The 21,136-nt window shown below is 71.6% G+C and carries 15 protein-coding genes; 10 read left to right on the top strand and 5 right to left on the bottom strand.

The window, feature by feature from the left end:
* Positions 1-34 precede the first annotated feature (34 nt).
* On the top strand, positions 35-1,306 hold the full coding sequence (locus E3T42_RS10000) for a phosphotransferase (RefSeq protein ID WP_134365252.1): 1,272 nt from the start codon (positions 35-37) through the stop codon (positions 1,304-1,306).
* On the opposite strand, the gene E3T42_RS09995 is transcribed toward E3T42_RS10000, so the two are convergent.
* Both E3T42_RS09995 and E3T42_RS09990 read right to left on the bottom strand, forming a co-directional pair.
* The gene (locus E3T42_RS09995; RefSeq protein ID WP_134365251.1) at positions 1,198-4,581 is read right to left on the bottom strand and encodes an ATP-dependent DNA helicase; all 3,384 of its coding nucleotides are present in this window, start codon (positions 4,579-4,581) and stop codon (positions 1,198-1,200) included. The genes E3T42_RS10000 and E3T42_RS09995 overlap by 109 nt on opposite strands.
* On the bottom strand, positions 4,578-7,883 hold the full coding sequence (locus tag E3T42_RS09990; protein WP_134402942.1) for an ATP-dependent DNA helicase: 3,306 nt from the start codon (positions 7,881-7,883) through the stop codon (positions 4,578-4,580). The genes E3T42_RS09995 and E3T42_RS09990 overlap by 4 nt, the downstream gene beginning before the upstream one ends.
* 98 nt (positions 7,884-7,981) lie before the next feature.
* Here E3T42_RS09990 and E3T42_RS09985 point away from each other — a divergent pair, with 98 nt between their 5' ends.
* Together E3T42_RS09985 and E3T42_RS09980 are read left to right on the top strand one after the other, a co-directional pair.
* Positions 7,982-8,206 (top strand): DUF3107 domain-containing protein, encoded by a 225-nt coding sequence (locus tag E3T42_RS09985; protein ID WP_134365249.1) that lies wholly within the window; start codon positions 7,982-7,984, stop codon positions 8,204-8,206.
* Positions 8,207-8,213: 7 nt separating this feature from the next.
* Complete coding sequence (locus E3T42_RS09980) at positions 8,214-8,522, top strand: hypothetical protein (protein WP_134365248.1); 309 nt, start codon at positions 8,214-8,216, stop codon at positions 8,520-8,522.
* Between the two features lie 119 nt (positions 8,523-8,641).
* Here E3T42_RS09980 and E3T42_RS09975 read toward each other — a convergent pair whose 3' ends face one another.
* The gene (locus tag E3T42_RS09975; RefSeq protein ID WP_134365247.1) at positions 8,642-9,355 is read right to left on the bottom strand and encodes a ferritin-like fold-containing protein; all 714 of its coding nucleotides are present in this window, start codon (positions 9,353-9,355) and stop codon (positions 8,642-8,644) included.
* Positions 9,356-9,558: 203 nt separating this feature from the next.
* On the opposite strand from E3T42_RS09975, the gene E3T42_RS09970 reads away from it, so the two are divergent.
* Positions 9,559-11,127: a DEAD/DEAH box helicase gene (locus E3T42_RS09970; RefSeq protein WP_134402941.1), complete on the top strand. Its 1,569-nt coding sequence runs from the start codon at positions 9,559-9,561 to the stop codon at positions 11,125-11,127.
* Positions 11,128-11,853: 726 nt separating this feature from the next.
* Here E3T42_RS09970 and E3T42_RS09965 read toward each other — a convergent pair.
* The gene (locus tag E3T42_RS09965) at positions 11,854-12,723 is read right to left on the bottom strand and encodes a PHP domain-containing protein (protein ID WP_134365561.1); all 870 of its coding nucleotides are present in this window, start codon (positions 12,721-12,723) and stop codon (positions 11,854-11,856) included.
* Positions 12,724-12,834: 111 nt separating this feature from the next.
* On the opposite strand from E3T42_RS09965, the gene E3T42_RS09960 reads away from it, so the two are divergent.
* A complete protein-coding gene (locus E3T42_RS09960) occupies positions 12,835-13,896 on the top strand; it encodes an endonuclease/exonuclease/phosphatase family protein (RefSeq protein WP_174235671.1) in 1,062 nt (353 codons plus the stop codon).
* 175 nt (positions 13,897-14,071) lie between these two features.
* Complete coding sequence (locus E3T42_RS09955) at positions 14,072-15,613, top strand: aminopeptidase P family protein (protein ID WP_134365562.1); 1,542 nt, start codon at positions 14,072-14,074, stop codon at positions 15,611-15,613.
* 83 nt (positions 15,614-15,696) lie between these two features.
* Here the strand turns inward: E3T42_RS09955 and E3T42_RS09950 are convergent, their stop codons facing one another.
* The gene (locus E3T42_RS09950) at positions 15,697-16,311 is read right to left on the bottom strand and encodes a general stress protein (RefSeq protein WP_134365563.1); all 615 of its coding nucleotides are present in this window, start codon (positions 16,309-16,311) and stop codon (positions 15,697-15,699) included.
* Positions 16,312-16,365: 54 nt separating this feature from the next.
* Here E3T42_RS09950 and E3T42_RS09945 point away from each other — a divergent pair, with 54 nt between their 5' ends.
* The 4 genes from E3T42_RS09945 to E3T42_RS09930 are packed head-to-tail and all read left to right on the top strand — an operon-like array spanning position 16,366 to position 21,086.
* On the top strand, positions 16,366-17,697 hold the full coding sequence (locus E3T42_RS09945; RefSeq protein WP_134365564.1) for a magnesium transporter MgtE N-terminal domain-containing protein: 1,332 nt from the start codon (positions 16,366-16,368) through the stop codon (positions 17,695-17,697).
* Entirely contained in the window at positions 17,684-18,274 is a 591-nt protein-coding gene (locus E3T42_RS09940) for a DUF1003 domain-containing protein (protein WP_134365565.1), read from the top strand. Before E3T42_RS09945 ends, E3T42_RS09940 begins: the two co-directional genes overlap by 14 nt.
* Positions 18,267-19,442, top strand: a complete 1,176-nt coding sequence (locus E3T42_RS09935; RefSeq protein ID WP_134365566.1) for an Mrp/NBP35 family ATP-binding protein — start codon at positions 18,267-18,269, stop codon at positions 19,440-19,442. The genes E3T42_RS09940 and E3T42_RS09935 overlap by 8 nt, the downstream gene beginning before the upstream one ends.
* A gap of 9 nt (positions 19,443-19,451) precedes the next feature.
* Positions 19,452-21,086 carry a succinic semialdehyde dehydrogenase gene (locus E3T42_RS09930; protein WP_134402940.1) on the top strand — a complete coding sequence of 545 codons (1,635 nt, stop codon included), beginning with the start codon at positions 19,452-19,454 and terminating at the stop codon, positions 21,084-21,086.
* The last annotated feature ends 50 nt before the right edge of the window (positions 21,087-21,136 follow it).

Raw genomic sequence — 21,136 nt, 5'->3', positions numbered from 1 at the left:
CGCGCCGGGAGGAAGTCGACCTAACCTAGAAGGTATGGTCAGATCCCCTCTCACTCTAGCCGCGCTGGCCACTGCCGCCGTTCCCGGACTGGACGTCGTCCGGGCCCGGTCCTACGGCTCCAGCGCACGCACTCCCGGAGCCAACGGCTCCTTCGATTCCGCCCTGCTGATCGACACCGAGGGACGGTCGCTGATCATCCGCGTACCGGTCTCCCAGGCCGCCGAAACGGAGCAGTCCGCCGACCTCGTGGCCCTGCGCGCCCTCACGGTCGGCACCCGCAGCCGCCTCCCCTTCGACGTGCCCGAGTTCGTGGGCCAGGCCCCGCTCAGCGGCACCCGGGCCGTCGTCTACGAGCTGCTGGACGGCGACTCGTTCGACGCGGATGCCCTGACCGGCCACGCCGGCGTGTCCGGGTCGATCGGGCGTGCCATCGCCGCGATCCACGGTCTGCCGACCGCATTCGTGGGCACCGCCGGCCTCCCCCAGCAGAGCGCGCAGGACTGCCGCACCGGGGCCATCGACCTGATCGACCGCGCATCAGCCACCGGTTACCTCCCCGCCGCCCTCCTCCGCCGGTGGGAGCAGGCCACGGACGACGATTCCCTGTGGCAGTTCGCTCCGTGCGTGGTGCACGGCTCGCTGTCCGCCGACTCGTTCTTGATCAGCGAGGACTCCGTCTCCGGCGTGCTCGGCTGGTCGGCGCTCAGCGTGGGCGACCCGGCCCGCGACCTGCACTGGCTGCTCGCCTCCCGCGGGGCGGCCGGCGAAACCGCCGTCGCCTCCTACGCGACCGCCCGCCAGGGCAACGATCCGCGGATCACGCAGCGCGCGATGCTCTACGCCGAACTGGAGCTGGCCCGCTGGCTGCTGCACGGCACGGACACCCGCAACCAGGGCATCGTCGACGACGCCGTCGCCATGCTCGACGGGCTGGTCGACAACGTACACCGGAGCGCCTCGCATCCGTTGTCCCCCGACACCGGCCCTATCCTCGACGTCGCCGGCGTCGAGAACATGCTGGCCTCGACACCGCGGAACACCCCTCGGCGCGACCTCAGCTCGTCGCTGCACACGGATGCCTACAACCTCTCCGACTTCGGGCCGAGCGAGTTCGCCGATGACGACGACGCCGACGGAGCCACCCGGGACCGCACCGGTGCGGGTGCGGCCTCGTCCGCCGGGGCGGCGCCCGCCGGTCATGGAGCCGACGCGGTCACCGGCCCCATCGACATCGTGGCGGGCTCCGCCAGCGACACGGCCGGCCGGACCGACGACCAGGCCCGCACCAGGTCCTCCTCCGAGTAGAGCCGGGCGGGCGCGACGATCGTGTCGTCCGCGACGAAGTAGAACACCGCGTCCACGAGACCTGGGTCGATGCCCTTCCAGCGCGCGTACGCGAGCCGGTAGAGGGCCAGTTGCGTCTGCTTGAGCTCGAGGTCCGCCGCATTCTTCGGCGCCCGGCCGGTCTTCCAGTCCACGACCTGGTACCCGGTCTCCGTGCGGTAGACCGCGTCCAGCTTGCAGACGAAGACCTGCCCGGCCAGCACGTGGTGGATCTCGATCTCGACGTCCTCGGGCGCCAGAGCAGCCCACGGTGACTGCTCGAAGGTGCGCTGCAGCCGCTCGAGCTGCGCCTGCTCCAGGGGCTGGTTCTGGTCGAGGTCCAGGTCGAACGCGTCCGGGTCGAGGTCGCCCAGGTCCAGTTCGTTCTCGCCCGCGTCGATCAGGTCGCCGCCGGACGCCCCGCCGGCGCGCTGCTCCACCCAGGAGTGGAAGAGGGTGCCGAGCCGGGTGGCCCGGTAGGGCCGTTCCGGCATCGGCCGCCGCAGCCGGGCGGCCACCCCGTCGGGGTCGTCGAGGTAGTCCTTGAACCGGGAGGCCGGGATGCGGGTCGGCGGCGGGGCCCAGGCCGCGCCGGCGAGCCGCAGCGCACGCTCCTCGAGCAGGAGGGTGACCGCGTGGGTCCAGCGGGTCTCCCGGTCGGAGCCGTCGGAGTCCGCCTCCCCGTTGACCCGGGCCGCGGCGGCCTCGACCAGCGCCCGCCGGGCGCCGAGGGGGTCGAACGGCCAGAGTTCGGCGCTGTCCTGGTCGGCGCCGGGCAACTCGTCGTCGACACTGCCCTCCGGCAGCGGGTCGATCAGGCCGGCCTCGGCCAGTTCCGCCAGGTACCGGCTGGGCTTCCGCACGGTGGTGCCGCCGCCCCAGAACGAGCCGGTCAGGAGGAGCTCGCGCTGGGCCCTGGTCGTGGCCACGTAGATCAGGCGACGCTCCTCGTCGTCGTGGCGGGCCGCGAGCTGCTCCTTGTAGGCGAGGAACTCGGTCTCGTACGACAGCTGGGTCTCGTGCTCGCGCCAGGCCAGCTCCGGCAGTTCGGCCCGGTCGCCCCGGAACGGGTAGGGCAGTTCGCCGAAGCGCAGCCAGCCGGAGCCCTCCCTGGTCTGGGCCGGCAGGCTCTTCTCGGTCAGGTTGGGGATGGCGACGTAGTCCCATTCGAGCCCTTTGGCCCCGTGGATGGTGAGCAGCTGCACGGTGCCGTGCTCGCTCATCTCGAGCCGCGGGCCCATGTCGTCCGCGAGGGCCGCCCGGTCCAGCCAGCGCAGGAAAGCGGAGAGGCTGCCCTGCTCGTCGCTGGCCAGGAACGCGGAGACGGTGTCGTGGAAGGCGTACAGGTTGGCCAGGCCGAGGCCGTTCGACTCGTTGGCGACCAGTTCGACGTCGAGCAGGAGTTCCTGTTCGATCAGCCGCACGAAGTCGAGCAGCGGCAGGCCGGCCCGCGCTCGGAGCCAGGCCAGCTGGCGTCCGGCCGCGCGCACCCGGGAGCGGCCCTGGTCGCTGAAGCCCTGCAGTTGCCCGTGCGTCTCCGGCGCCGAGGCGACGAAATCGAGGGCGTCGACGAGGGAAGCGCCCTCGTCGACGGCGACGGATGCCCGCATCTTGTCTTTGAGGTCCTGGGTCACGGCCTGCTGCGCCCAGTCGTGCGCGGCCAGCCAGCGGGCCACGGCGGCGAGGTGCTGCAGGTCGCGCGGGCCCACCCGGTAGCGGCCGCTGCCGAGCAGCCGCACCAGCTCGCTGCCGGCGGAGGGGTCGTGCACGACCCGCAGCACGCACACGACGTCGGTGACCTCGGGGGTGGACAGCAGCCCGCCGAGGCCGAGCACGTGGGCCCGGACGCCCCTCTCGCGCAGCACCTCGGCGAAGTATTCCATGTCCCGGCGGGCCCGGAACAGCATCGCGCCGGACCGCTCGCTGCCCGGCGGCAGGCGCGTCGCGAACCAGTCCGCCACCGCGCGGGCCTCGTCGGCCATGGTCTCCCGCATCGAAGCCTCGACCCGGCCGGATTCTTTGCCGGCCGGCACCTTGAGCGTGTCCACCTGGATGCCGTCGGGCCGGGCGCGCAGTGCGTCGCTCAGCGGGGACACCAGGGCGTTGGCGACGTCGAGCACGGCGACCGGGTTGCGCCAGGTATAGGAGAGACTCATCGACGGCGCCTCCCGGTTGGAGAGGCCCGCGAAGCTCTGCGAGAAGCCGAGCAGGTTGGCGGAGCTGGCCCCGCGCCAGCCGTAGATGGACTGGTGCGGGTCGCCCACGGCCATCACCGGGTGCCGGCTGAAGAGGGTGTGCAGCAGTTCTGTCTGCAGCACGGAGGTGTCCTGGTATTCGTCGAGCAGCACCACCCGGTACTGGTCGCGGTAGCGGGTGACGACCTGCTCGACCTTCTGGCAGACCTGCAGGGCCAGGGCGACCTGGTCGGAGAACTCGATCAGCCCCAGGCGTCGTTTCTCGCTGCTGTACCGTTCGGCCAGCTCGAACAGGACCGGCAGGGGTTCCACTGCCGCGAGGGACTCCACGACCGAGGAGTACGGGATCTTCTTGCGCGGGTTGCCGTAGGGCAGGTCCCGCAGGTAGGCAAAACCGTGCGCCAGCCCGGCCAGGTCGTGCGGGGCGGTCGCCTCGCCGGAGACGAACCGCGGGGGGTTCTCGGCGAGGGAACGGCTGAAGGAGAGCACGGCATCCGTCACCAGGTCGAGCTTCTTGCCGAACGGGACGAGCCGGTTGTCGCCGTGCTCGATCACGACCCGCCGGGCGAGGAGCCAGGCGCTGGTCTCGCTCAGCAGCACCGATTCGGGCTCGCGGCCGAGGAGCAGGGCGTTGTCGGTGAACAGGCGGCTGGCGAACGAGTTGTAGGTGGAGACGGTGGGCGCGTTGAACAGGTCGGAGGAGTCGATCGTGACCTGGTCGGCGGCGGGCCGGGGCGGCGCGGGCAGCAGGCCTTTCGCGTCGAGCTGGCCGATGCGGGTGCGGATGCGGTCGTTCAGCTCGCCGGCGGCCTTGCGGGTGAAGGTGAGTCCGAGGATCTGGTCGGGCCTCGCGTGGCCGTTGGCGAGCAGCCAGAGCACCCGGTTGGCCATGGTCTCAGTCTTGCCGCTCCCGGCCCCGGCGACCACGAGGGTCGGCGCCAGGGGCGCCTCGATCACCGCCTGCTGCTCGCGGGTGGGCGGGAACATCTCGAGCGCCTCGGCGATGCGAAGGGCGGAGATCTGGACGGCGGAGTTGGGCGCCGGGATGAGGGACTGGTTCATGCGCTGACCTGCTTGATGACGTGGATTCGGCAGGACCCGTGCGAGCGCGGGTCGAGGCAGTGGGAACTGATTTCGGCGACGAAGGTGGCGGCGCCCATGCCGACGGCGTCCGCGCCGACCCGGGCGCGGAAGGCCGCGAGCTCATCGGGGCTGAACGTGGGCTGGGTGGGGTTGCGGTAGTTCTGTTTGACGGTGCCGCTGGACACGATCAGGAGGCGGGCCCCGGCGAGGTCCGTGCCCTCCGGGATGCCGTCGATGGCACCCTCGTTGAAGGCAAGCTGGTAGGCGCCGAGCTGCGGGTGGTCGACCACCCCGGCATCGCTGGTGGGGTCGCCGCGGCCGGTCTTCAGGTCGACGATCACGGCGCGCCCGTCGCCGAGCCGTTCGACCCGGTCGACCGTGCCGGAGAGCACGGCTCCGCCGACGTCGAGCTGGAAGGTACCCTCCGCGCTGAGCAGGCTGCCGCCGCCGCGCTCGAAGTCGAGCAGGTAGGAGGCCAGCCGGTCGGTGAGGGCCCGGGCCTCGACCTTCTGCACCCGGGACTGCCACTCGGCGTCGAACTGCAGTTCGCCCCAACGCGCCTCGACCCCCTGCCACAACGACTCCGGGCTCCGGTCGGTGGAGTCCTCCATCACCTTGTGGATGATCGTGCCGAGGTTCGCGGCCGTGTTGGAGGTGCCGCCACCGACCTGCCCGATCACCCAGTGCAGCGGGCAGGTCTCGAACGCGGCCATCCGCGACGGCGAGACGCGCACCGGCTGGTCGCCGGCATCCGGGTCGTTCAGGGGGCGCAGTGTGCTCGGCGGGGTCATGCCGTACCACTGGCCGGGGGCGGCGCCGGGCACGTTTTCGCGGGCGAGCCGGGCGAGGGTGGCCGCGGCATCCGTTGCCCGCCTGGCGGTGTCGTCGTCGTGACGCACCGAGGCGCCGGCCCGGGTGAGGTCGCGGGTGAGGTCGCGGCGGAGCCGGCCCACGAGCCCGCGCAGGGACAGAGGGTACCGGCTGATGTCGGCCGGGTCGAGGCTGTCGTCGACGACCGGATCGGGCAGCAGCCGCAGGAAGACCGACGGCTGGTTCTCCTCGTTGTCGATCGCGCTCACCAGCAGTTCGGTGCGGGCGCGGCTGGCCGCCTGGGCGAACATCCGCAGTTCGTCGTGCAGCACGGCGGTGCGCTCCCCCGCCTCCTGCGGGTCCTGCCCTGAGGCGAGCGCGGCCAGGTCGCCGGCGCCGAGCAGGGACCCACGGATACGCAGGTCGGGCCAGACGTTCTCCTGCACCCCGGCGAGCACGACCAGGTCGAAGTCGCGGCCGATCATCCCGCTCGGGGTGGAGATGACGACCGCGTCGCCGAGGGCGCGAGGGGCCAGAGTGTCTTCGGGCACGTCGGTGTCGACGAGGTGCCCGACGAAGAGAACCGGCGGGGCGGCCGGGGTGCGCTCCACGTAGCGCTGCGCGGCGGAGAAGAGGGCGACCACGGCGTCGAGGTTGTGGTTGGCCTCGTCGGCGACGATTCCGGTGCCGGCCGCCTGTTCCTTCCATTCCCGGGCCAGGCCGCTGCGCTGCCACAGCCCCCAGAGGAGTTCTTCGATGGTCGCCCCGGCCGCGTGCTCCACGGCGGCGGTGCGCAGGCTCTCCCCGCAGCTCGCGGCCCGGCGGGCCGTGCGATTGTCGATGCCGGCCAGCAGGCTCGGGGTGGTGAGCGCCTGCACCAGGAGCTCGTCTGCGCTGCGGTAGGCGGCGGGGGCGGCGTCGGTAGCGTCGGTAGCGTCGGCGCCGAGATCCTGCTGGCGCAGGGCGGCGCGGAGGCGCCGGAGGGTGATCGGGTCGAGGCCGCCGAGCGGGCCGCGGAGCAGTTCGACCGCGGTCTCCGCGTTCAGGCTCCGGCGGCCCAGGGTGAGGTCGAGGGCGAGGATGAAGGCCTTGACCGCGAACTCGTCGCGGAGCGCGGTCTGCGCCGAGGACACCTGGGTGGGCACCTCCAGGGCGGCGAGCCCCCGGGACAGGGACGGCACCAGCGACCCGCTGCGCACGATGACCGCCATCTCGCCCCACGGCACGCCGTCGATCACGTGCCGTTCCCGCAGCCGGCGGGCGATCAGGGCGAGCTGGTCGGCGGGGCTGCCGGCCAGCATGGTCTGCACCCGGCCGGGCTGCGCGGGCTCGGCGCGATCGGCGCGATCGGCGCCGGGCTCGGCGGTGGGCTCGGCGCTCGGGGCGAACCGCTGCGTGCCGGCCGAGGCGGCGCCGATGCGATGCGTGATCTCCCGGACCACGCCACGGATGACGCCGTCGTGCCGGTACACCGTGCCGAGCACCAGGGTCGGCAGCGCCGGGGCGCCGAGGTAGGCGCCGAGGTAGGCGCCGAGGCGACCGAGGGCATCCGGGTGCGCGCCGTGGAAGGACCCGGTGCTGATGTCGGGGTCGCCGAACGCGACGATGCCGACGCCGCGGGCCCGGAACTGGGCCAGGAGTGTCAGATTTGCCTGGGTGAGCTCCTGCGCGTCGTCGAGCACGATCAGGCGGAGGCCGCCGAGGGTGCCGAGCACGCACGTCCCGGCCGGGGCCCCGGCCACCACGGCCGCCGCGAACTGGGCCAGCTCGGTTGAGTCGTACTGTCCGGGCCTGGTCTGGTCTTTCACCTCTTCATAGCCGCGGATGAACTCGGCGGCGGCCACCCATTCCGGGCGCTGCGTGCGCCGGCCGAGGTCCGCCAGGCCACCCGGGGTGACGCCGTACTCGACGGCGCGCATCATCAGGTCGCGCAGCTGCGTGCGGAAACCGCGGAGGCCCCGGACGTCGGCGCTGAGGGTGGCCGGCCACTCGGGACCGGTGCCCTCGATCCGGTGGCCCTCCAGCAGTTCGGCGATGATCTGGTCCTGTTCCCCGCCGGTCAGCAGGGTGGGGGGCGGGCCGCCCGCCCGGGTGACGGCGTCCCGCACGATCTGGAAGGCGACGGAGTTGGCGGTGCGCGCGAGCGGGCCGTTGGTCGGCACGCCGAGCCGCAGGGCGAGACGGTCGCGCAGGGCCGTGGCGCCCATGCGCGTGGGCACCAGCACGAGAATCTCGCTGGGCGAGTACCCCTGGCGCAGCACGCAGTCGGCCACCAGCTCGACCAGGGTGGTGGTCTTGCCGGTGCCGGGGGCGCCGACCACGGCGGCGCTCACCGCAGGGCTGACGCCGACACCCGCGGTCGCGCCGTCGCTCGGATTCCCGCCCGCGACGAGTCGCAGCACGGCGCGCTGGGAGTCGTCGAGAACGCGGGAATCGACGTCGGCCGGGAGCGGGATTGCCTGGGTTGTCACGTTTTCAAAGCTAGCGGGTTGCGCCGACAGTGAACGATGTCGGGCAGCCGCGCGGTTCTGTCGTAATCTGGGCGCTTAGGCAACGAAAGGCGCATCTGGTGGATATCCGCATTGGCATCTTCAACTCTCCCCGTGAGATTGGCTTCGAGACCTCACAGCCCGCGAACGAGATCGAGGAAACGGTTGCGGCCGCCCTCGCCGGTCAGACCGGGTACCTGAAGCTCTCCGACAGCAAGGGACGCGTCTACATCGTTCCCACCATCGGTCTCGCGTATGTGGAGCTGGGCTCCGAGGAGTCCCGCCGCGTCGGCTTCGTCGCCTAACCGGTCCATGGAACTCCTCTTCATCGCCCTCGGCGGCGCGGTGCTGGGGCTCGCGGCGCGCTATGCGCTGCCCGGGCGCCACACGCACGGCTCGGTGCTGGTGCCGGCCATCGGCACGATGGTCGCGGCCGTCGTCTGGGTCGCCCTGACCTGGCTCGGCCTGGCCTGGGACCAGGGCTGGATCTGGTGGGTCACCCTCGGGGTGGCCGCACTGGCATCCGTCGGCGCCGACCTGGTCGTGACGCGTTCGCGCACCCGCGGCGACGAACGGATGCTGCACACCCTGATGAGGTCCGGCCAGCCGCACCACGCCTGACCGGCTGGTCCGTCCGTGCTGGTCCGCCCGAGCTGGTCCGCCCGAGCTGGTCCGCCCGAGCTGGTCCGTCGTCAGGCGGCTGCTCCGGTCGTCACGCGGTCAGACGATCGGGCGCTGCCTCAGGCGGTCAGGCCGAGGCCGTCCATCCGGCGCGTGTGCGCGGCGATGAGTTCGGTGTACACCGGTTCGATCCGGTCCTCGTCCGGGGTCTGCCCCGGGGTCGGCAGCGCCGAGCGGGCGACCAGGAGTGTGTCGCCGACCAGTCGTCGACCCCAGAGCGCCAGGTGCGAGCCGAGCGCCGGGTTGGCAGTGATGGCCGCCTTGAGGTGGGTGACGAGCACGTCCGTGCCGGCGTCCTGGCCGAGCAGGTGCGCCACCCGCGGCCCCACGTCGCCGGGCAGCCCGGCGGACAGCCGGATGAAGAAGTCGTCGAGCAGGCCTCCGGCGAGGTAGCAGGTCAGCAGCAGCTCGTGCCAGTCGGCGCCGGCCGTCTCGGAGCGGAACAGGTCGAGTCCGGCCGTGAAGGGGGCCATCACCTCGGAGGGCTCCCCGCCGCGGCGACGGATCTCGGCGACCAGTCCCTGGTGCTTGGACAGGGCCCGTCCGGCGGCGGCGCTCAGCGCCTCCTTCGCAGCGAGGTCGGGGGCGATCGCGATCGCGCGGGAGAGGTTCTCGAACATCCCCAGCTCGAAGTAGGCCGCCTGACCGAGATAGGGCAGCAGCTCGGGCGTGAAGCCGGCGATGTCCACTTTCCTGGTCGACTGACGTTCCGCCCGCCTCGACGGCCGGGGAGCCTCCACGCGCTTCGTGCGCCGATCAATCCACGAGATCACACGCTCAGCTTAGGACAGTGCCCCGCGCCGATCACCGCTGGCGCGCTCGGGTCGGGCCATTCGACTCGCCGTGGTGCGGTATAAGCCAGTTCACAGGGCCGCCCGATATGGTTGGACCACGCCATCGGCAGGGATCGGTGGCCAGGTGCCCGAAGCAAAAGACGGGCGCATCCCGCTTCCAGCTAATGACAAGGCAATAATTCGTGACTTTCTCCGAACTCAATATCGACCAGGACATGGTCCAGGCTCTCGCTGATAAAGGCATCATCGAGCCCTTCCCGATCCAGGTGCAGACCATCCCCCTCGCCCTCTCCGGCCAGGACATCATCGGCCAGGCCAAGACCGGCACCGGCAAGACCCTCGGCTTCGGCCTCCCGATCATCCAGCGCCTCGGACTCGACCCGGCACCGGGCGTGCAGGTGCTCGTCGTCGTCCCCACCCGCGAGCTCTGCGTGCAGGTCTCCGAAGACCTCGAAATGGCCTCCGGCAACCGCAACACCAAGGTCGTCTCGATTTACGGCGGCAAGGCCTACGAGGGCCAGATCGAAGCCCTCAAGGCCGGCGCGCAGATCGTCGTCGGCACCCCCGGCCGGCTGCTCGACCTGGCCAGCCAGCGCCTGCTCAGCCTCGCCAACGTGACCGAGATGGTGCTCGACGAGGCCGACAAGATGCTCGACCTCGGCTTCCTCGCCGACATCGAGAAGCTGTTCTCGCAGACGCCCTCCACCCGCCACACGATGCTGTTCTCGGCGACCATGCCGGGCCCGATCGTCGCCCTGGCGCGCCGGTTCATGAACCGGCCCATTCACATCCGTGCCAGCGACCCCGACGAGGGCCTGATGCAGGCCAACATCGAGCACCTCGTCTACCGTGCGCACAACATGGACAAGGACGAGGTGATCGGCCGCATCCTGATGGCCGACGGCCGCGGCAAGACCGTCATCTTCACCCGCACCAAGCGGGCCGCCGCCAAGCTCGTCGAAGAACTCGGCGACCGCGGCTTCAACGCCACCGCCGTGCACGGCGACCTGAACCAGGAACAGCGCGAGCGCGCCATGGCCTCGTTCAAGGCGGGCAAGAAAGACATCCTGATCGCCACGGATGTCGCCGCCCGCGGCATCGACGTCGACGACGTCACCCACGTGATCAACCACACCATCCCGGAAGACGAGAAGGCGTACCTGCACCGCGTGGGCCGCACGGGCCGCGCCGGCAAGACCGGCATCGCCGTCACGTTCGTCGACTGGGACGACATGCACAAGTGGACGCTGATCAACAACGCGCTCGACTTCGGCACGCCGGTTCCGATGGAGACGTACTCCTCCTCACCGCACCTCTACACCGACCTGAACATCCCCGCCGGGTCGAAGGGACGCCTGCGCGCCTCGCCGATCCGCGAAACCGCGGCCAGCGCGGGCCGCTCCGACGCCGGCCGCTCGGCCGGCGGACGCACCGGCGGCGCCGGACGATCCGGTGCCGCACGCTCCGACGCGGGACGCTCCGACTCGGGACGCTCCGCTGCGGGACGCTCCGGTGCCGGCCACTCCGACGCCGCTCGGTCCGGCGCGAGCCGCTCCGGCGAGCAGGCCGGGGGCCGCCCGCCACGCTCCCGCACCCGCGTCGGCTCGGGCACGAACCCGGATGCCCCGGCCACCGCGCCCGCCGCCGGGACCCACGATGGCGGAGGAGCCGAGCACCACGACGGCAACAGCGCACCGCGCCGCCGCAGCCGTACCCGTCGCCACGCCCCGCAGGCCGGCACCCCCAGCTAACCAGCTGCTGCGGACACGACAGCGCCCCCGCTTCGGCGGGGGCGCTGTCGTGTCCGCGCCCCCTGGTCGATCGCCACGCGTCAAGCCGGTCGAGACCCCGCGCTCCAGCGGTTGCCGGCCCCGCGGCATCCCTCGTGCTCGCGGCGCACCTTGCGGCTCGCGGCGCACGTTAGACCATGCGCCCCGGGCCACATCGTGCGCCCCCAGACCGGCCACCGGATGCTGACCGCCCGGACCGGACGTGCGCAGGGTGGCCGGAACCCTGCACGCGGCATCCGTTGCAACGACAGTCGTCGAATCGGAAACGCTGTATCCGTCGTTACCTAAACTCGGGCATATTCGCGACACGCCGCCTTCGCGAGCGGCTCAGACCGCGTGGCGCGAAAAAGTTCGAGTAAAGAAACGCTGACGGACGCTGAGCTGCCCGACCGTAGACCCCTCCGATTCCCGACCGACATCCGGTCTGGACTCCTCCCCGTCCTCATCCCCGTCCACCTACCGGTCCACCTAAGTGCCGACGGCCGAACGAATTCGACGGAGATTTTGCATTAAAAAGCCCAATTTCGGCCTGAAATGGCCGGTTCGCCTCAAAATCTCCGTCGAATTGGTTCGGAGCTCGTGTTTGGGAGCGGGAGCGGGGGCGGGAGCGGGGGGCGGGAGCGGGAGCGGGAGCGGGGACGGGGACGGCGGGAGCGGGAGCGGGGACGGCGGGAGCGGGAGCGGGCGTCAGCCGTAGACCGGCTCGGCACCCGTGGCCTGCTCGATGATGCGCTCGAGTACCTCGGGAGCGGTCGTGTTCTCCCCCAGGCGGTTGGGCTTGCCCTCGCCGTGGTAATCGCTGGACCCGGTGACGAAGAGTCCGTACTTCTCGGCGAGCTCGTAGAGCCTGGCTTTCGCCTCCGGCCGGTTCTCCCGGTGCTCGAGCTCGAGGCCGAACAGTCCAGCCTCGACCAGCCGGGCCAGGTTCGCTTCCTGGATCACGTCGTCCACGCCCCGCGTCGCCGGGTGCGCGATGACCGGCACTCCCCCGGCGGCCCGCACCAGGGCGATGGCCCGCTGCGGTTCGGGCGCGTAGTGCGGCTGGTAGTAGCCGGCGTCCCAGTGCAGGATGCCCGCGAACGCCTCACTCCGGGTGAGCGCGAAGCCGCGCGCCACCAGGGCGTCGGCGATGTGCGGGCGGCCGACCGTCGCATCCGGGGTCGTCTGCTCGAGCACGTCGTCCCAGGTGAGGGCGTAGTCGGCGCCGATGCGTTCCACCATCTGCTCGGCGCGCACGAGCCGGGCCTGCCGCACGCGGGCGGTCTCGGCCACGATGCCGGCGTCGGACGGGTCGAACAGGTAGGCCAGCATGTGCACGCTGGCGAACCCCACCCGGGTGCTGAACTCCATGCCGGGAATGAGCGTGATCCCCTCGGCGCGCGCGGCGCCGGCGGCCTCGACCCAGCCGGCGGTGGAGTCATGGTCGGTGAGGGCGACCGTGCCGAGTCCGGCGGCCTTGGCGGCCCGCACGAGCTGCGACGGGGTTTCGGTGCCGTCGGAGACACTCGAGTGCGTATGCAGGTCAATCGGACTGCGGAATCGACGCTCACCTGGCATCCCCCCATGTTAGTTGCAGCCGCGCGGGTGCAGGCGTGTGGGCACCGCCGCGGTGCTGCAGCCGCAACGACGGAGGCTTCGCCCAGCCGGCTCGTCTAGCGTGGTCTGGCCATGACCCGACTGCTGACCGCCCTGACCGTTCCACTCGTCCTGGCGACCGCCGCCGCGCTGGCCGTGCTCGGCTGGCCGCAGTTGTTCAGGCTGCAGAACACCTGGGTGGCCGCGCACGCCGTGTCCCTGCGCGGACTCGAGGCGGCCGTGGCCGTCGGTGCCGTGGTGCTGGCCCTCGTGCTGTTGCTGTTCACGCGCGCCCGCCCGCTTCGTCGCCTGCTCGGCGCCCTGATCGTGCTCCTGCTGCTGTTCGGCGCCGGCAACGCGGGCCTCCTGATCGTGCGCGGGCTCGGCACCCGGGTACCTGCCACTGCCGCCACTGCCACAGCCACCGAGACGACGGATGCCGTCACCGTGCTCAGCTGGAACACGCTCGGCGACGCTCCGGGTGCCGCCGCCATCGCAGCGCTCGCCCTCGAGCAGGGCGCCGACGTCGTGACCCTGCCGGAGACCACCGAGGCGACCGGGGAGGCCGTCGCGGAGGCCATGAAGGCCGGCGGACGCCCGATGTGGGTGCACACCCTCGCCTTCGACCAGATCTCGAAGGCACGCTCCACGACCCTGCTGATCAGCCCGGACCTCGGCGACTACAGGGTTGCGAACGCGGCCGGTTCCGGGCCGCCGGGCAACACGAACGTTCTGCCCACGGTGGTCGCGGTCCCGGCCGACGGCACCGGTCCGACCATCATCGCCGTGCACGCCGTCGCCCCGATCCGGTTCGAGATGTCCAACTGGCGCTCGGACCTCGACTGGCTGGCCACCCAGTGCGGCGGCGGGAATGTGATCATGGCCGGGGATTTCAATGCGACGGTTGACCATTTGAGCGGCCGGGAGGCATCCGTGGGCGCCGTTCTCGGCCGCTGCCGGGACGCCGGCCTGGCGACGGGCTCGGGCGCGGTGGGCACCTGGCCGGCTTTCGCGCCTGCCCTGCTCGGCGCCCCGATCGACCACGTGCTCTCGACCCCGAACTGGCAGACGCAGAGCATGAGGGTGATCGAGACCGAGGATGCCGCGGGCAGCGATCACCGCCCCCTCGTCGCCACGCTCTCCCCCGCCCCTTGATCCCGCCCCTTGATCCCGCCCCCTGAACCCGCCCGCCTGATCCCGCCCCCGGAATCCGCCCGCTTGATCCCCGATCGGCCCGGCCAGAGTGCCCGTTTCGGTCGAGAGTGGCCGGTGCGCGGGTCACTCTCGACCGGAACAGGCACTATGCGGGGAGCAATGGGACAATGGCCGTATGGCTCATTCCACCGAAACCGCGATCACCCCCGCCCCGCGCACGAACGAGAACCGCTCGACCACGCCCGGTTCGGCGGGGTTCAAGGACTACATCTCCAGCGGCTGGGCCGAACGCGCCGAGGTCGTGCCGCCGGCGCGTGAGCAGGCAGGCTTCGCCGCCGCCCGCCGCGCCCGCCTCTCCGCGATGTACCCGGGGCAGCGCCTGATCGTCCCGGCCGGACGTCTGAAGCAGCGTTCCAACGACACCGATTACGCGTTCCGCGCGCACTCTGCGTTCGCCCACCTCACCGGGTGGGGCAGCGACGCCGAGCCCGGCGCCGTGCTGGTGCTCGAGCCCACTGCCGACGGCCACGACGCGACCGTCTACTTCCGTGAGCGCGCCGGGCGCGACTCGGACGAGTTCTACGCCAACTCCGAGATCGGCGAGTTCTGGATCGGCCCGCGCCCGTCGATCGCCCAGGTCGCCGGTGACCTCGCGGTCTCCGTGCGCGGCATCGCCGACCTGGCCGCCGTCTTCGCCGCGGTCGACACCGAAACGCTCGTGCTGAGGGAGGCCGACCCGGCCCTGACCGACGACGTGGACGAGGCCCGCCTCCGCTTCGCCGCCGAGAAGGTGCTCACCACGAACGCGGCCGATTCCCCGTTCAGCCTCGAGATCAACGCCGAACACGAACCGGACGACCACTTCGCTCGGGACCTGTCCGAGTTGCGCCTGGTCAAGGATTCCTACGAGATCGCCCAGATGCGCCTCGCCGTGGCGGCCACCGCGCGCGGCTTCGAGGACGTCATCCGCGACCTGCCCCGCTCGAGCGCGCACCTGCGCGGCGAACGACTGGTCGAGGGCGTGTTCAACACCCGCGCCCGGTCCGACGGGAACGCCGTCGGCTACGACACCATCGCGGCCTCCGGCCCGCACGCCTGCATCCTGCACTGGACCCGCAACGACGGCGCCGTGGTGCCGGGCGACCTGATCCTGATCGACGCCGGCGTCGAGGTCGACAGCTACTACACCGCCGATATCACCCGCACACTGCCCGTGGACGGCACCTTCACCGAGGTGCAGCGCCGCGTCTACGAGGCCGTGCGCGAGGCAGCGGATGCCGCGTTCGCCGTCGCGAAACCCGGCGCGGTGTTCCGCGACGTGCACGCCGCCGCGATGGAGGTCATCGCCCGCCGCACCGCGGAGTGGGGCATGCTACCCGTCACCGCCGAGGAAGCCCTGCTGCCCGACAACGGCCACCACCGCCGGTACATGGTGCACGGCACCAGCCACCACCTGGGCCTCGACGTGCACGACTGCGCCCAGGCACGCCGCGACATGTACATGGACGGCGTGATCGAGCCCGGCATGGTGTTCACGATCGAACCCGGCCTGTACTTCCAGCCCGACGACCTGACGGTGCCCTTGGAATACCGCGGCATCGGGGTGCGCATCGAGGACGACGTGCTGATCACCGCCGACGGCCCCGAGAACCTCTCGGCCGGCATCCCCCGCTCCGCGGCCGACGTCGAGGCCTGGATCGCGACCCTCACCGCCTAAAGCCCTTCTCGCCCGTCGCGAGAGCGCGAAGAACGCCCCTTCACGAACCGTGAAGGGGCGTTCTTGCGTTGCAGCCGGCGCCGCTACACGCTGTCGCGGGACGGCGGCGCGAACGGGGCTGCGGGCGGCGCAGCGGGCGGCTCGGTCGGCGGGGCGGCGGAGTACGGCGGCTCCGACGGATGCGGCAGGGGCGCCGCGGCGACGTCGGCGACGTGCCCGTGCAGGAGGTTGCGCGCCCGATTGACCAGGGCCGACTCGACGATCACCTGGTAGTTGCTCGCGATGACCTGCATGGTGGAGGTGAAGTCGCGGCGGCGACGGTTGAGCCCGTAGCTGACCAGCCCGAACAGCATGCCGAACCCGGCGCCGATCAGCACGGCGGCCAGCACGAACGGCAGGCCGGCCCCGGCGGGCGAGAAGATGAAGAACAGCAGTCCGAAGAAGACGCCCAGCCAGGCCCCGGATGCCGCCCCGGCGAGCGCGACGCGCCCCCAGGTGAGTTTGCCGGTGACCCGCTCGACGCTCTTGAGGTCGTTTCCGACGATGGAAAGCTGCTTCACGGGGAAGTCGGCCTTCGCCAGCTGGTCCACGGCTTCCTGCGCCTCGAAGTACGTCGCATACGTCGCCAGGACCTCGCCTTTGGGCAGAACGGGGAACAATGCGGGGCTCCGCCCGCCGAACGGACTCTGGTTACTCATGGCGCCATTCTCCCACAGGACCGATATCCCCTGAAGGTGGCCTAGATTTGTACTGTGAGTGCCACCAGAGTCTTTGTTGCCCGTTTGGCCGGGTGTACCGTTTTCGACCCCGCGGGAGACCGCGTGGGCAAGGTCCGCGACGTGTTGGTGGTCTACCGAAAAAACGACCCGCCCCTCGTCGTCGGCCTGATCGTGGAGATCCCGGGCAAACGCCGCGTGTTCGTCTCCATCGGACGGGTCACCAGCATCGGCTCCGGCCAGATCATCACGACCGGCCTGATCAACGTTCGCCGGTTCGAGCAGCGCGGCGGCGAAGTGCGCGTCATCGCCGAGATGCTCGGCCGCACGGTCGTCTTCAACGACGGCTCGGGCGAAGCGACGATCGAGGACGTCTCGATCGAGCAGGCCCCGCAGGGCGGCTGGGCGATCAGCCAGCTCTTCGTGCGCCGGCCCAAGACCAGCCTGTCCCTTTTCGCCAAGGGCGCCACGACCTTCGCCGCCTGGAACGAGGTGCGCGAGCAGACCACCGCCGGCCAGGCCCAGTCGGCCGAACAGCTGATCGCGACCTACTCCGACCTCAAACCAGCCGACCTCGCGAACACGCTGCTCGACCTGCCGCCGGAGCGCATGCACGAGGTCGCCGGCGAGCTGCCGGACGGCCGCCTCGCCGACGCGCTCGAGGAGATGCCCGAGCGCGAGCAGGTCAGCATCCTGACCCGGCTCGGCGACGCCCGCGCCGCCGACGTTCTCGACCACATGCAGCCCGACGACGCCGCGGACCTGATCGCGCAGCTGCCGGAAGAACTCGGCGAGCAGCTGCTCGACCTGATGGAACCGGAGGAGGCCGACGACGTCCGCTTCCTGCTGACCTACGCCCCCGACACGGCGGGCGGCCTGATGACGCCGGAGCCGATCATCGTCTCGGCCGATGCCACCGTCGCGGAGGGGCTCGCGCTCATCCGTCGCCACGATCTGGCCCCGGCCCTCGGCGCGGCCATCTGCGTCACCCTGCCGCCTTACGAGCCGCCGACCGGCCGCTTTCTCGGCATGGTGCATTTTCAACGGATGCTGCGCTACCCGCCCCACGAACGCCTCGGCACGCTGCTCGACCAGGGTCTCGATCCCGTCACCGCTGACACGTCGGCGGCGGAGGTCACCCGCATCCTCGCCAGCTACGACCTCGTCTCCGTGCCCGTCGTCGACGACAACCACCGACTCGTCGGGGTGGTGACGATTGACGATGTCCTCGACTATCTGCTGCCCGACGACTGGCGCAGCCACGACGGCAACGACGATGTGCGCCGCCGGGCCGCCGCCCGCACCGAACTGACCACGGGAAGCATCCCGCTGCAACACGGAAGGAGGACCGGCAATGGCCCGAGCTAACCGCTCCGATCTCCGTCTCGACTCACCGAAGGGTCTCCGCACCCCCGCCCTCGGCCGCAAGCGCCGCCGTAACCGCGACCGCGCCAGCCGCGACCGGTTCGGCCGCTTCACCGAGGCCATCGCCCGCGCCATGGGCACGCCCTGGTTCCTGCTCGGGCTGACCTTCTTCGCCGTGGGCTGGATCGCCTGGAACACGCTGGCCCCGCCGGCGTGGCGCTTCGACTCCGTCTCGCTCGGCTTCATCGCGCTCACCCTGGTCCTGTCGATGCAGGCCTCCTACGCGGCGCCGATGATCCTGCTGGCGCAGAACCGCCAGGACGACCGCGACCGGGTGCAGTTCGAACAGGACCGGCAGCGCGCCGAACGCAACCTCGCCGACACGGAATACCTCGCCCGCGAGGTCGTGGCCCTGCGCCTCGGGATGAAGGACCTCGCGTCGAAGGATTTCCTCCGGTCCGAACTGCGAGCCCTGCTCGAGAACCTGGAAGAACGCGAGGATCAGGACAAGCCCGCGCGGAAGCGCTCCCGCAAGGGCGACCGTGACCGCGACCGGGACGAGCGGTCGCCGGGTGCCTGATTTCTCCGCCGACCAGGTCCTGACGGCTCTGGGCCGGGTGATCGACCCCGAAATCCGCAGGCCGATCACCGACCTGGACATGGTCGCCGGGGTCGACGTCGTCGACGGCCACGCCGCCGTCGGCATCCGCCTGACCATCGCCGGTTGCCCGGCCGCCCGCCAGATCGAGCGCGACGTGCTCCAGGCCGCGGAGTCCGTGGCCGGGGCCGGCAACGTCACCGTGGACGTGACCGTGATGACCCCCGAACAGCGCCGGGCCATGACGGAGAAGCTCCGCGGCGGCGCCTCGCAGCGCAGCAACCAGTTCGGTCCCACGTCACTCACCCGGGTCTACGCCATCACCAGCGGCAAGGGCGGCGTCGGCAAGTCGACCATCACCGCGAACCTGGCCGTCGCTCTGGCCGCGCGCGGGCTGCGGGTCGGCATCGTCGACGCGGATGTCTACGGGTTCTCGATCCCCGGACTGCTCGGTCTCGTCACCGCGCCCTCCCCCGAGACGGGCAAGGCCGCCGCGGTGAAGCCGACCCAGGTGGGCGAGATGATCCTGCCGCCGATCGCCTTCGACGTGAAGGTCATCTCGATCGGCATGTTCGTCGAGGACGCGTCCGTCGCGGTGGCCTGGCGCGGTCCGATGCTGCACCGCACCATCACCCAGTTCCTCACCGACGTCTACTTCGGCGACCTGGACATCCTGCTGCTCGACCTGCCGCCGGGAACCGGAGACGTGGCCATCTCCATCGGCCAATTGCTCCCCCAGGCCGAGGTCATCGTCGTCACGACCCCGCAGCCGGCCGCCGCCGACATCGCCGAACGCAGCGGCGTCGTCGCCCGGCAGACCGGCCAGAGCATCTACGGCGTGATCGAGAACATGGCGGGCATCGTGCAGCCGGACGGCAGCGTGCTGGAGCTGTTCGGGTCGGGCGGCGGCGCGGAGGTCGCCCGCCGGCTCGGCGCCGGCCAGGATGCTCCCGTTCCCCTGCTCGCGCAGGTGCCGCTGAGCGTGCCGCTGCGAAGCGGCGGGGACAGCGGGGTGCCCGTGGTGCTGGGCGACCCGGACGACCCAGCGGCCATCGCCATCCGGGCGGTCGCCGACCGGCTCGCCACCCGGGCCAGGGGCCTCTCCGGGATGAATCTCGGCGTCACTCCCCGGCAGCCGCCGCCCGCCTAGACTGCGGGCATGCCTGCCTCCCCACCGAACCCGCCTGTCCCCTCCCCGCGGAACCCCGCCGCGCTGACCCCCGCCGCGTCGACTCCCGCCACGCTGCTTCCCGCCAGGCTGGGCGCCGCCGACATCGCCGCGCTCACCCGGGACATCCGTTCGCGGGCGGGCGCCACGATCGCGGTGATCACCCCGTTCACAGGCGAGCTGCTGCACGACCTGCCGGTCAGCCGGGTCAGCGATGTGCAGGAGGCCTACACCCGGGCGCGCCTCGCCCAGCTGGCCTGGGCGCGGGCCGGGTTCACCCACCGCCGCGCGGTGCTCCTGCGCGCCCACGACCTGATCCTCGAGCGCACCGAGCTGCTGCTCGACATCGTGCAGGCGGAGAGCGGGAAGACCCGCGGCCAGGCTTTCGAGGAGGTCGTCCAGGCGGCCGGCGCCACGCGGTACAACGCCATCGCCGCCGGCCGGGTGCTGCGGGGCGATCGGCGCTCCTCCGCCCTCCCCCTCGTGATCACCACGCGGGTGCGCTACCGGCCCAAGGGCACCGTCGGCGTGATCACGCCATGGAACTATCCGCTCAGCCTCGGCGCCATGGACGTGGCCCCGGCCCTGGCCGCTGGCTGCGCGGTGGTGCAGAAGGCGGACGACCAGGGCGCCCTGAGCATCCTCGCCCTACGGCGCGCGTTCATCGACGCCGGGGTCCCCGAGGCCCTCTGGTCGGTGGTCACCGGCGACGGTCCCGAGATCGGCGGCGCGGTCACCGACGCGGCCGACTACATCTGTTTCACGGGTTCGACCGCCACCGGGCGCACGATCGCGGCCCAGGCGGCCGGGAATCTCACCGGCGTCTCCCTCGAACTCGGCGGCAACAACCCCCTGATCGTGCTCGATGACGCCGATCCGGCCCGGGCGGCGGCCGACGCCGCCACGGCCTGCTTCACGGCGATGGGCCAGCTCTGCGTGTCGATCGAGCGCATCTACGTGCAGCGGGGCGTGGCGGACGCGTTCCTGCGCGAATTCGTGGCGGTCACGCGCGCCCTCGTGTCCGGCGCCGCCTACGACTATTCGACGGATGTCGGTTCCCTCACCTCGCAAGCCCAGCTGGACCGGGTGAGCGGGCAGGTGGCCGACGCGGTCGCCGCAGGCGCCGTGCTCGAAGCCGGCGGCCGGGCCCGCCCCGACCTCGGACCCTACTTCTACGAACCGACCGTGCTCACCGGGGTCACCGCCGAGATGGAGTGTTTCGCGTCGGAGACCTTCGGGCCGGTGGTGGCCGTGTCCGTGGTGGACACGGAGCAGGAGGCGATCCTCGCCGCCAACGACAGCGACTACGGGCTCAACGCGTCGGTGTTCTCCGGCTCCGTGCGACGGGCCCTGCGCGTGGCCGCCGGCATCGAGGCCGGCAGCGTGAACATCAACGAGGGATACCGCGGCTCGCTCTCTTCGGTCGCCGCCCCGATGGGCGGGGTGAAGCAGTCCGGCCTCGGCCGGCGCAACGGCCCGGAAGGCCTGCTCCGGTTCGTGGAGCCGGTGACGATCTCGCGCGCGACCGGCATCCTCCAGCTGCCGCGCACCGGCCGTGACTTCGAGCGGCTGGCAGGCCCGATGCTGCTGCTGTCCGCCGCACTGAAGGGCCTCCGGCGGCCCTGAGGCGGAGGCCCTGAGGCCGGGCGTCCGGCGCCGCGCTAGGGGGCTGCGGT

Origin of the sequence: Cryobacterium sp. TMT4-10 (assembly GCF_004403275.1) — a bacterium.
GTDB classification, from domain to species: Bacteria; Actinomycetota; Actinomycetes; order Actinomycetales; family Microbacteriaceae; genus Cryobacterium; species Cryobacterium shii.
The sequence above is the reverse complement of the archived record's forward strand: the minus strand, read 5'-3'. Positions and strand labels throughout refer to the sequence as shown.

Coding starts and splice junctions, on each gene's coding strand:
- E3T42_RS09940 (WP_134365565.1), top strand. CDS start 17,684: ATGGCCCGAGCTAACCGCTCCGATCTCCGTCTCGACTCACCGAAGGGT.
- E3T42_RS09960 (WP_174235671.1), top strand. CDS start 12,835: ATGACCCGACTGCTGACCGCCCTGACCGTTCCACTCGTCCTGGCGACC.
- E3T42_RS09955 (WP_134365562.1), top strand. CDS start 14,072: ATGGCTCATTCCACCGAAACCGCGATCACCCCCGCCCCGCGCACGAAC.
- E3T42_RS09995 (WP_134365251.1), bottom strand. CDS start 4,581: ATGAACCAGTCCCTCATCCCGGCGCCCAACTCCGCCGTCCAGATCTCC.
- E3T42_RS09965 (WP_134365561.1), bottom strand. CDS start 12,723: ATGCCAGGTGAGCGTCGATTCCGCAGTCCGATTGACCTGCATACGCAC.
- E3T42_RS09950 (WP_134365563.1), bottom strand. CDS start 16,311: ATGAGTAACCAGAGTCCGTTCGGCGGGCGGAGCCCCGCATTGTTCCCC.
- E3T42_RS10000 (WP_134365252.1), top strand. CDS start 35: ATGGTCAGATCCCCTCTCACTCTAGCCGCGCTGGCCACTGCCGCCGTT.
- E3T42_RS09980 (WP_134365248.1), top strand. CDS start 8,214: ATGGAACTCCTCTTCATCGCCCTCGGCGGCGCGGTGCTGGGGCTCGCG.
- E3T42_RS09930 (WP_134402940.1), top strand. CDS start 19,452: ATGCCTGCCTCCCCACCGAACCCGCCTGTCCCCTCCCCGCGGAACCCC.